General features: G+C 54.7%; 10 protein-coding genes and 2 tRNA genes. 5 read left to right on the top strand and 7 right to left on the bottom strand.

What is annotated here, in order from left to right:
* The first annotated feature begins 10 nt into the window (after positions 1–10).
* On the top strand, positions 11–151 hold the full coding sequence (locus C5O24_RS07875; protein WP_420920342.1) for a transposase: 141 nt from the start codon (positions 11–13) through the stop codon (positions 149–151).
* Between the two features lie 150 nt (positions 152–301).
* On the opposite strand, the gene C5O24_RS07870 is transcribed toward C5O24_RS07875, so the two are convergent.
* The 5 genes from C5O24_RS07870 to C5O24_RS14580 all read right to left on the bottom strand — a co-directional run bounded on the left by C5O24_RS07870 (position 302) and on the right by C5O24_RS14580 (position 4,809).
* Positions 302–374: transfer RNA gene (locus C5O24_RS07870), tRNA-Lys, on the bottom strand.
* Positions 375–458: 84 nt separating this feature from the next.
* Positions 459–541 (bottom strand) — tRNA-Tyr (locus tag C5O24_RS07865).
* A 118-nt stretch (positions 542–659) separates the two neighbouring features.
* A complete protein-coding gene (locus tag C5O24_RS07860; RefSeq protein ID WP_107036555.1) occupies positions 660–1,880 on the bottom strand; it encodes a Gfo/Idh/MocA family protein in 1,221 nt (406 codons plus the stop codon).
* Positions 1,881–1,893: 13 nt separating this feature from the next.
* A complete protein-coding gene (gene polA, locus C5O24_RS07855) occupies positions 1,894–4,665 on the bottom strand; it encodes a DNA polymerase I (RefSeq protein ID WP_107036554.1) in 2,772 nt (923 codons plus the stop codon).
* 21 nt (positions 4,666–4,686) lie between these two features.
* A complete protein-coding gene (locus C5O24_RS14580; protein ID WP_262497759.1) occupies positions 4,687–4,809 on the bottom strand; it encodes a hypothetical protein in 123 nt (40 codons plus the stop codon).
* Positions 4,810–4,910: 101 nt separating this feature from the next.
* Between C5O24_RS14580 and C5O24_RS07850 the strand changes: the two genes are divergently transcribed.
* The 4 genes from C5O24_RS07850 (at position 4,911) to C5O24_RS07835 (ending at position 9,379) form a co-directional block, all read left to right on the top strand.
* Entirely contained in the window at positions 4,911–6,731 is a 1,821-nt protein-coding gene (locus C5O24_RS07850; protein WP_107036561.1) for a Na/Pi cotransporter family protein, read from the top strand.
* Between the two features lie 182 nt (positions 6,732–6,913).
* Positions 6,914–7,594 carry a response regulator transcription factor gene (locus C5O24_RS07845; protein WP_123550500.1) on the top strand — a complete coding sequence of 227 codons (681 nt, stop codon included), beginning with the start codon at positions 6,914–6,916 and terminating at the stop codon, positions 7,592–7,594.
* Positions 7,572–8,198 (top strand): ribonuclease HII, encoded by a 627-nt coding sequence (rnhB, locus tag C5O24_RS07840; protein WP_237613047.1) that lies wholly within the window; start codon positions 7,572–7,574, stop codon positions 8,196–8,198. Before C5O24_RS07845 ends, rnhB begins: the two co-directional genes overlap by 23 nt.
* A gap of 53 nt (positions 8,199–8,251) precedes the next feature.
* The gene (locus C5O24_RS07835) at positions 8,252–9,379 is read left to right on the top strand and encodes an exo-beta-N-acetylmuramidase NamZ family protein (RefSeq protein ID WP_107036551.1); all 1,128 of its coding nucleotides are present in this window, start codon (positions 8,252–8,254) and stop codon (positions 9,377–9,379) included.
* A 26-nt stretch (positions 9,380–9,405) separates the two neighbouring features.
* Here C5O24_RS07835 and meaB read toward each other — a convergent pair whose 3' ends face one another.
* Together meaB and C5O24_RS07825 are read right to left on the bottom strand one after the other, a co-directional pair.
* Positions 9,406–10,503: a methylmalonyl Co-A mutase-associated GTPase MeaB gene (meaB, locus tag C5O24_RS07830; RefSeq protein ID WP_107036550.1), complete on the bottom strand. Its 1,098-nt coding sequence runs from the start codon at positions 10,501–10,503 to the stop codon at positions 9,406–9,408.
* A 38-nt stretch (positions 10,504–10,541) separates the two neighbouring features.
* Positions 10,542–10,927 (bottom strand): DUF1573 domain-containing protein (locus C5O24_RS07825; protein ID WP_133165501.1); only part of this gene is annotated, 386 nt, incomplete at its 5' end.

The following is a 10,927-nucleotide window of genomic DNA, read 5'->3' as shown; positions in this document are numbered from 1 at the left end:
TGCCCCGACAATAATCAACTACTTTCGCAGGAGGGCCACCAACGCCTCGGCCGAGGCATTCAACTCAAAGGTCAAGATCTTCCGATCGCAGATGCGTGGAGTAAGAGACCGAGACTTCTTCATCTTCAGACTCGTCAAACTATACGCCTAAACTTTAACATTTAAAATCTTCAATTTTAACAAATGCACCGGGATTTCGGCTTGACCCGTATTCTGCGCCATTCTGAAATTTTGGCAAAAATAAAAAGCACTGAAAATCAAGCGATTTCAGTGCTTTGCGGCGATTTGCCATTTTTGATTGTGACCCCGGAGAGGCTCGAACTCTCGACCCAATGATTAAGAGTCATTTGCTCTACCAACTGAGCTACGGAGTCATTGTTTTTGCTATCCCTTTCGGAATTGCGATGCAAAGTTAGCTCTTTTTTTTATATCTCCAAAATTTTTGAAGATTTTTTTTGTGGGCGAAGATGGATTCGAACCACCGAAGGTAAAAACCAGCAGATTTACAGTCTGCCCCATTTGGCCACTCTGGTATTCGCCCAAAGCTTATTTGCGATGCAAAGGTAGTGATTTGTACGTAATCGACAAAATGTTTTGCTCGTTTTCTTGCTTTTTTCAGCGTAGGTGGATTCCACTGGGCGGGTTATGCACTTGACAGATTATGATTTTATGGTGCATGAAATGGCTTCATAGGCCTGAAGGCATATCTCGGTTGATGCCTGGGCTTCGGCGATGGTGGCTTTCATGCGGTGGGTCGGATTGCGTATGGCGGTAATGAAGTCGGACACGAGTGCGTGATCGGCTCCCGAATGGTATGGTCCGGGGGTGAATTGCGTTGTGACGGGCTGTCGGTTGCCAAACCGCTGATGTGTCAATGTGAGTTCGTCGCCGTGGATTTCTCCGCGGGTTAATACTATGTGGGTGGTGCGTCGGCCGCTGTCGCCGATCATGTCCAGCGTCAGTGTGGCAAGGCATCCTGTGTCGGTGGTGAGATTGATGCTCTGCGACAGCGGGGCATCGGTATCGCAGATGTATGCGCATCGGCCAAACCGGCTGTGTCGCAGATACCGGTCGATGGTCTGTCTGTGTGTTTCGTCGGGCTGTGGATCGAAGTTGTCGGTCCACAGTCCGCGTCGCGAGTATAGATCGACAGCCGAGAACGGGCAGTCGGATTCCGCGTTGCAGTCAATGCATCGGTCGGAAGCGGTGGCCGGACGGTCGTTTCTTAAAATGAATAGCGGTGATGCCATGGTGTTGATGTCGGTGGCGCCGGTGGCGCCTGTCAGCCATAGAAGTAGATCGGCGTCGTGGCAGCATTTGGAAAGTATCGGCGGACTGGTCATACGGCTGTCGGCCCAGGGACCGCGTATGAAGGTATGCAGCGCGCGGTCGAGCCCTACGCTGATGCGGTGGTGGATGGCTACGGGAGTGCCCAGTGATCCTTCTGCGATAAGGCTGTGGAGAGTCTGGAAGTAGGGATGATAGCGGAGTACGTGACACACTCCGGCCACCAGCCGGCGGTCGGTGGCTTCGCGGGCTATGTAGGCAACTTCAGAGGAGCTGCATGCCACCGGTTTCTCGACAAGTATGTGGCATCCGTGCCGGAGGGCACGCATGGCCTGCCGGTAGTGATGCCGGTCGGGCGAGGCGATGATGACGGCGTCGATTTCATCTGCTCGTTCGGCCAGCATCTCTTCGTCGGTGGCGTAGAGCCGTGATGCTTCGAGCGATGTTTCGGCGGCAAACCGCTCGCGGCGCCGACTGTCAGGGTCGGCGGCGGCTATGAGTATGGCATCTCCCGGGTGGGAGAGTATGTATTGTGTGTATTTGCGGGCGCGGTTGCCTGCTCCGGTCACCGCTATTCTGGCTGGGCTTTTCATAGGCAAGCGTATTTCAGTGAGCCTCGAGCCATGTGCGTCCGCTGCCTGCCGCCACTTCCAGGCGCACGCGGCCTACGTAGGCTTGTTCCATAAGCCGGCATACGATTTCCTGCAGCTGCGGCAGTTCGTCGGGGATTACATTGAACACCAGTTCGTCATGCACCTGCATGATCATTCTCGATTTCAGGCCGGCTTCTCCGATAGCGTGGTAAATGTCGACCATGGCGCGTTTGATTATGTCGGCGGCCGATCCTTGTATCGGGGCATTGACGGCATTGCGTTCGGCGTAGTTTCTGACGGTAGCGTTGCGGCTGTTGATCTCGGGCAGGAAGCGTTTGCGTCCCATCACGGTAGTCACGTATCCATTGCGGCGTGCGCCGTCAACATTCTCTTCCATGTATGCGCGTATGCGCGGGTAGGTGGCAAAATACCCTTCAATCAGATCGCGTGCTTCGGATCGCGGTATGCCGAGCCGTTCCGACAGGCCGAATGCCGATATGCCGTAGATGATCCCGAAATTGGCTGTTTTGGCGTTGCGGCGCTGTGTGTCGCTGACATCGGAGGGTGCCACGTGGTATATTTTTGCGGCCGTCGCCCGGTGTATATCCTCGCCCGAGCCGAACGCCTCTATCATGTCGGGATCGCCGCTAAGGTCGGCTATGAGTCTTAATTCTATCTGGGAGTAGTCGGCGCTCATGATGATGTCGCCCGGATCAGCTACGAAAGCGCTTCTGATCTCGCGGCCGTCGTCAGATCTTATGGGGATGTTCTGCAGATTCGGGTTGGCCGATGATATGCGGCCCGTGGCAGTGACGGTCTGGTTGTAGGATGTGTGTATCTTGCCAGTGTGGCGGTTGACCATGCCGGGCAATGCGTTGACGTAGGTGGTCAGCAGTTTTTTCAGTGCGCGGTGGCGCAATATCAGATCCACGATGGCATGGGTGGGCCGGAGTTTTTCCAGGATCTCTTCAGTAGTGGAGTAGCCCCCTTTTTTAGTGCGCTTGCCGTTGCTGTCGATCTGTAGTTTTTCAAACAACATGCGTCCTACCTGCATCGGCGAAGCAAGATTGAAGCGTTCGCCGGCCAGGCGGAATATCTCCGTTTCCATTTCGTCAAGGCGCTTGGTGAACCTTACCGACATATCGTCGAGTACGTCGCTGTCGATTCTCACGCCGGTATATTCCATTTCGGCGAGCACCTTGACGAGTGGTAGTTCAATGTCGTTTAGAAGCGGCATGAGTCCCTGGTTTTCGACTTCGCCGTTGAGCAGGCTGTACAGACGCAGCGTAATGTCGGCGTGCTCACACATCACTGTTGCGGCCTCCTGAGGCGCGATGGGCTGGAAGCGTTTTAGCCCGGTGCGGTCGTCGGGCTGCTCGGCCATGTTGTACTTAAGGTATCTGAATGCCAGTCCGGCAATGCGGTGGGTTGTTTCCGGATCTATCAGGTAATGTGCCAGCGAGGTGTCGTAGTAGTTGTCGGTCAGGCGTATGCCATGCCGGCGCAGCACTATCATAGCCCGCTTCACATCGTGGCTGATTATGGTGGCCGGTGAGGCTGCCAGACGGCTGATAAGCCCGAAAAACTCTTTGCGTGTGGCTTTATCCGTGTTTTCGGCGGGCACGACAGCGTAGAAGGCCTTGCCCTCCGCCGGAGAGACTGCGATGCCGAGCCATGGGGCGCTCATGGCACTTTCGCCCGGTGCATAGACTGTGATCCCTATGGGTGAAATGTTTGTCAGCGCTTCGTCGACGGCAGTCTGCAATGTCTTGTTGTCAGTGATGCAGGTGTAGTTGTGGGGTGTGGTGGTGAGATTGGAGGCTGATTGCTCGGCGGGCTCGTCGAACAGTGATCCTACAAAACCGTCGGCAGCAGGTTCGGCGGGGTGTGGGGCAGCGAGTTGTCCGGCGCTCTCCATGCGTTTGATGAATGTGCGGAATTCGAGCTTGCGGTATATTTCGGCAAGAGTCTGATAGTCGGGTTCGGAGCGTGTCATGGCCTGCGGGGTGATATCCTCGGGCAGTGGCACGTCGGTCTTTATCGTTGCGAGAAACTTCGAGAATTCGATCTGTTCCTTGTTATCCTCCACTCGCTTGCGGGTGGCTCCGGTCAGTTGCCCGCTGTTGGCTATCAGATTTTCCACGGATCCATAGGCTTGTATGAGCTTTGCGGCAGTCTTTTCTCCTATGCCGGGGCATCCCGGGATGTTGTCGGATGTATCTCCTTCGAGCGCAAGCAGATCGATGACCTGCGACGGGCGTTCTATGCCATAGCGCGCGCACACCTCTTCGGGTCCTCTGATCTCGAATCCTTCGCCCCGCAATGACGGACGATACATCTTCACGTGATCGGTGACCAGCTGGCCGTAGTCCTTGTCGGGCGTCATCATGTATGTATCGAAGCCTTCACGCTCGGCAATGGCGCTGAGTGTGCCGATGACGTCGTCAGCCTCGTAGCCCGGCACTTCCACGACCGGTATGTGCATCGCCTGCAGTATCTCTTTGATCCAAGGTACTGAAAGAGTTATGTCTTCTGGCTGTTTCTCGCGCTGGGCCTTGTAGTCTTCGTATGCCTCATGGCGGAATGTCGGTCCGGCCGGATCGAAGCACACGGCTATATGTGTGGGCTGCTCCTTGTTAAGCACCTCGTTGAGTGTGTTCACGAATCCGAATATGGCGGATGTGTTGAACCCTTTGGATGTGATACGCGGAGAGCGTATCATAGCATAGTAGGCACGGTATATGAGCGCGTAGGCGTCGAGCAGGAATAGTCGTTGGTGCATCATGATCCCAATTTTTCCGCTAAGTTATGAATAATATCCCGAACGGCAAAAGGGCGTCGTGCCGACTTCTCCGGCATTGCGCCGGTATAGGCATATCGCAGGGAGTATGGGTGCGGTCGGATTCTTGACAAAAAGATGACGGCGCATGTGTGTTTTTCGGAAAATTAACTATCTTTGTGGCGGGAAGGGTCGTATATGATTCTAAAGCATTGCTGATTCTTCCCGGCAAACCATTTATTTTCACATCGATGAACTATAGTTTCTTGGACTTTCTTGGGCTGCTCGGAGCTGTCGGGCTTTTCCTCTATGGCATGAAAGTGATGAGTGAGGGTCTGCAGAAGGCTGCCGGCGATCGCTTGCGCAATATACTTTCGGCCATGACCCGCAATCGCTTCACCGGCACTCTGACAGGCTTCGCCATAACGGCGCTTATCCAGAGTTCATCAGCCAGCACTGTTATGGTGGTGAGCTTCGTGAATGCCGGCTTGATGTCGCTGTCGCAGTCAATGGCTGTCATTATGGGCGCCAACGTGGGCACCACGTTTACCGCCTGGGTGATAGCCTTGTTTGGCTTTAAGGTAAATATTTCGGCTTTTGTCTTGCCGATGATCGGCCTGTCTATTCCGTTGCTTTTTACCAAAAAGAGCCGCAACAAGTCGATAGGCGAATTCCTTATAGGCTTTGCTTTCCTCTTTATGGGACTTGACCTGATAAGTCAGTACGTCCCTGACCTGCAGAGCAATCCGGAGATGTTTGCATTCCTGCAGCGATATGCGTCGATGGGTTATCTGTCCGTGCTGATATTCCTGGCCGTGGGCATCGTGCTGACGATGGTCATACAATCGTCGGCCGCCACTTTTGCCATAACGCTGATCATGTGTTCAAAGGGTTGGATCGATTTCAATCTGTCGTGTGCGCTTGTGCTCGGCAGCAATATAGGCACTACGATCACCCCCATACTGGCCTCGATGAGCGGCAATGTCGCCGCAAAGCGTACGGCGATGGGTCATCTGCTGTTCAATCTTCTCGGCACGGTGTGGGTGCTGGCGCTGTACTTCCCGTTTGTGCATTTTAACGCATGGCTGACGGAAACTCTCGGTCAGGGCGATCCTGCAGCTTTGCAGGGCTTTGTCAACCATATCGAAGCTACGGATCCGGAGGTGTACAATCATCTGTTTGACGGCTCGCTGCCCGACAGTCATCCTGTCGTGGCCCAGGTGGGCAAGATGCAGATGAGTGTATCAATAGGTCTGTCGATATTCCATACGGTGTTTAATCTGATCAACCTGTCGGTGATGATCTGGATGACAAATCTGTATGTGAAGATCGTCATGCGGCTTGTGCCGACCAAACACAAGGAGGACGAGGAATTCCAGCTCAAATTCATATCCGGCGGTCTGCTCAATGCGGCTGAGCTTAATATAGCCCAGGCCGAGAAGGAGATAGCAGTGTTTGCCGAGCGCGTGCAGCGCATGATCGGGATGGCACAGACCCTTGTCCACACTAAGGAGGGCACAGAGGAGTTCAACAATTCTTTTTCACGTCTTGAGAAATACGAGGATATTTCCGACCGGATGGAGATAGAGATCGCGCACTACCTCAACCGTTGCTCCGAGGGACGTCTGTCAAACGAGGGCAAGCTGAAGATCGCCGCCATGCTCCGTATCGTCAGCGAGATAGAGAGTATAGCCGACTGCTGTCTGGGTGCCGGAAAGATACTTATACGCAAGCATCAGAGCCATATAAACTTCAATGGCGAGATCTACAGTAATCTCGATACGATGTTTAGCTACGTCGAGAGTGCGATGAGCAATATGGTGTCGTTGCTTTCCGACATGGACAATGCCCGCGAGCAGGAGATCATCACAGGCTATAACCGCGAGCGCGAGATCAACAACTTCCGCAACCAGTTGCGAACGTCAAATATCGAGAATATCAACGAGCGCCACTACGAATATCAGGCAGGTATCTATTACATGGATCTTGTGGCAAACCTCGAGAAGACTGGCGACTATATTATCAATGTGGTCGACGCGGTGCGTGAGCAGATGAGGAGCAAAGCGGTATGATCGGCAGTGGATTAAAAAACGGTTACAAGACGGCTACAATTTCGTTGTCTGCTGAGGCGGTAGTGTTTTATTGTCTATCTTCGTTTTTTGTTTCCGGCCGGAAGTTGCCTGTAATGCACAGTCCGGACACGCAAATTATCTGCCAATAATGACATTCATATATGACTTCCAAACATCAAAATATGTCTGACCGCATTCTGATAGTAGACTCCGATTGCCTTGCCTGTGAACTGCTGCAGTTCAAGTTTGAGGACGAAGGATTCAAGGTAGATGTGGAGCATGACTGCCATACAGCCATGCAGCGTCCGCTTGCCGACTACAATCTGCTGCTGGTGGATATGATGGAGTCGGATTTCGACGGTATCAGATTCACACGGATGGTGAGAGATAACTCCGAAACGGCCAATCTGCCTATCATTCTGCTGACAGCCAAGGCATCGGAGGATAATATTGTGAACGGACTCGATGCCGGCGCCGACGACTTTATCCAGAAACCATTCTCAACGCGTGAACTGGTGGCACGCATCCGCTCTGTGTTGCGCCGGCGGCGCGTCATGTCGGCCCGTCGCATGAGCAATATAATGCGCTATCGAGGTCTGAGCGTGGATTTCGGCACCGGCATAGTGACCATCGACGGCGCTCCGCTGATGCTGACCCGAACGGAATACCTGATACTGGCTATGTTTCTGCGCCACCGCAACCAGTTTTTCGAGCGGTCGGAGATCCAGCATGAGGCTTGGGAGGAGGATGGCATATCGGAGCGTGCGGTGGATACCAACATATCGCGTCTGCGCAAAAAACTGGGCGAATATGGGCGTAACATAATAAATCGTCAAGGCTTTGGCTACGGGTTTATTGAATGAGCCGCTTCCGGCCTGCTATGGAGCCGGCCGTCGTGAGGCAGGATGTGATGAGGCTGGACGAGGCTGTCTGGCTGGTCCGGTGGTGGCTGCCGCCGTAATATTGCCCGATGACTTCCGGCATCCGTTGCTTAATGACTCGAAGAAACTCACCGAACGTCAGCGCGACAAGCTGCGTCCGGTCATAGAACGCGAAGCTGTCGCATGGGCGGTGGCGGAGGTCGACAACGAGGAGATCGACTCGATCAACATACTGCGCGCATCGATTCTGGCCATGCATCGCGCGCTCGACAAGCTGCCGGTGGAACCGGGTGCTGTGATAGTGGACGGTAACCGTTTTGCCCGATGGCGCGACAAGGAGTGCCTCACTTTTGTCAAGGGCGACGGACGCTATGCCAATATCGCCGCAGCCTCGATACTGGCCAAGACCCGCCGCGACGAGATCATGCGCGAACTGCATGAGCGATTTCCGTTCTACGGATGGGATGTCAACAAGGGATATCCCACCGCCGCACACCGTGCGGCCATAGCCTTGCACGGCCCGTCGCCGTTGCATCGTATGACGTTCAGGCTTCTGCCTGACATTCAACTGACTCTTCCGATATGACACTACGTACGTTATATGTCTGTTTATGTGTGTTGTTGACATGTATGCCGACGATGGCCGGAGGCGAAGGCGACAACACTGTCGTGCTCGGGGCTGAACGCACCGAGCAATATGCTCCGATGCTGCGTGGCAAACGTGTGGCTCTATTCAGCAATCATACCGGAATAGTGTCTGACGGCCGCCATACACTCGATGTGATGCTTGATGCCGGGATCGATGTCAGGATGCTGTATGCACCGGAGCATGGCTTCAGAGGCACTGCCGATGCCGGCGCCAAGGTGAGCGATGCCACTGATGAACGCACCGGTCTGCCTGTACGCTCGCTTTATGGGGCGGGGAAGCAGAAGGCGCTTTCTCCGGCGGCGCTGAAGGATATAGACGTTATAGTGTGTGATATTCAGGATGTAGGACTTAGATATTACACCTACTATATCACCATGGCCGAACTTATGGAAGCGGCTGCGGCCAATGGCAAGGAGTTCGTGGTGTTTGACCGGCCCAACCCCAACGGTATGACTGTCGACGGACCTTCGCTCGATCCGTCGTTGCGCTCGGGAGTCGGACGGTTTCCAATGCCGGTCATGCACGGGCTTACGCTCGGCGAGATGGCTCGCATGGCCGTCGGTGAAGGATGGCTCAAGGGGGGCGCCAAGCCGCGCCTGACGGTGATCCCGTGTCTGGGTTACACCCACTCCACCCGCTATCGTCTGCCAGTGGCGCCGTCACCCAACCTCAAGGATATGAAAGCGGTATATCTCTATGGATCCACATGCTATTTCGAAGGGACACCGGTCAGTCTTGGGCGCGGCACCGAAATGCCCTTTACAATATATGGTCATCCTGATATGAAAGGCCCGTTCAGCTTCACTCCGCGCAGCATGAAGGGTGCCGTTAACCCGCCGCTGAAAGGGCGTCTGTGTCATGGCCGTGACCTGCGGTCGCTTTCCGACGATGAAGTAATAGCTGCCGGAGTTGATTTTTCATACGTGATCGACGCATATCGCGCGCTTTCGATCGGAGAGAAATTCTTTACCCGGATGTTTGATCTGCTTGCCGGAAACGTGGAGATACGGCGTATGATCATTGACGGCGACACTCCGGAGCAGATACGCCAGTCGTGGGCCGACGATGTGGAGGACTTCCGTGAGCGTCGTGCCCCATATCTGTTGTATCCCGAATGAGGCCGGGCCGTTGATGGCCGCGGTGGTCAGATCTTCTGTCGATGGTTGAAATAGAAGTCGAGCACCTGTCGTGCGGCAGCGAACGATGTCTGGCGGTTGGCCAGCACAAGGTGTTCGCCCTCGGCAAGGTGGCGTTTGATCTCCGGATCGTTGTAGAAGCTTGAGCGCAACTGTTCGTTGATGGTTTCGTACATCCAGTAGCGGCTCTGTTCGGCGCGGCGGCGTTCGAAATATCCGTTGGCGTCGACAAACGCGAAGTAGCGGTCGATCATGTCCCAGATTTCCGGTATGCCAAGCTCGAAATATCCGGAGTAGGTGAGTACTTCCGGATCCCATCCCGATGCGGCTTTTGGGAAGAGGCGGAGCGCCGATCTGAACTGCGCTTGCGCCAGGCGTGCGCGTTCGAGATTGTCACCGTCGGCTTTGTTTATTACTATTCCATCGGCCATTTCCATGATGCCGCGCTTTATGCCCTGCAGCTCGTCGCCTGTGCCGGCGAGCTGTATCAGCAGGAAGAAGTCGACCATCGAGTGAACGGCGGTTTCGCTCTGTCCTACTCCTACGGTTTCAACGAATATGTTGTTATAGCCGGCGGCCTCGCAGAGCACTATCGTTTCGCGGGTCTTGCGTGCCACTCCTCCGAGCGATCCGGCCGAGGGGCTGGGGCGGATGAATGCCGACGGATGCAGCGCAAGCCGTTCCATGCGTGTTTTGTCGCCGAGGATGCTGCCTCTGGTGCGTTCGCTCGACGGATCTATGGCAAGTACGGCAAGTTTGCCGCCGTTTTTGAGCACATGTAGTCCGAATGAGTCGATCGATGTTGATTTTCCGGCTCCCGGCACTCCCGTGATCCCTATGCGTCGTGAGTGTCCGGAGTGTGGTAGACATTTTTCTATCACCTCCTGTGCGATAGCGTTATGATCGGATGCGAGGCTTTCGACGAGCGTCACCGCGCGTGAAAGCATCGTTATATCGCCCTTGAGTATTCCTTCCACCATTTCGGCGGCCGAGGGCAGAGGCTTGCGTTTGCGCCGCTGCATGTAGGGATTGACTGACGGTGGAGCGGCAACTCCCGGATTTACGGTCAGTCCGTTGTAGCGAGGGTCGTTTTCGGGGTGTTCCATGATGTGGAAGATTTGTGGAAATGGGTGTTGTTGTGATATCAGGGGGTGGCGGTGGGCTCGCCGACCACTCTTACTGTCTGCGACGGCGCCGACGGTGCGTTGGTGATCAGTGTGATCCGTGCGTTCAGCAGTTCGCCGTCAGCAATGAGTGCAGGATCTGCTGTCACTTTTACCGTAGCCTCTTTCCCAGACTTTATGGTTGTGGACGATATTGTGGCCGTCACAGCTTTGTCGGGTGTGTGGAGGCGTCGCACTATCAGTGGGCTTTGTCCCGTGTTGGTGATGGTAAATGTCATGTGGAGCGGTTGGGCTGTGCGTCCGAACCGGCCGAAGTCGAGCGTGGTGCGGCTCAGTGTGGCCTGAGGCGCTTTGTTCCGATCCTCGTCCTTCATAGTAGAGAAATCCTCTTTGACGATGGCTACGG

Source organism: Paramuribaculum intestinale (genome assembly GCF_003024925.1).
Lineage (GTDB): Bacteria > Bacteroidota > Bacteroidia > Bacteroidales > Muribaculaceae > Paramuribaculum > Paramuribaculum intestinale.
This window is presented reverse-complemented; position numbering and strand designations above follow the sequence as displayed.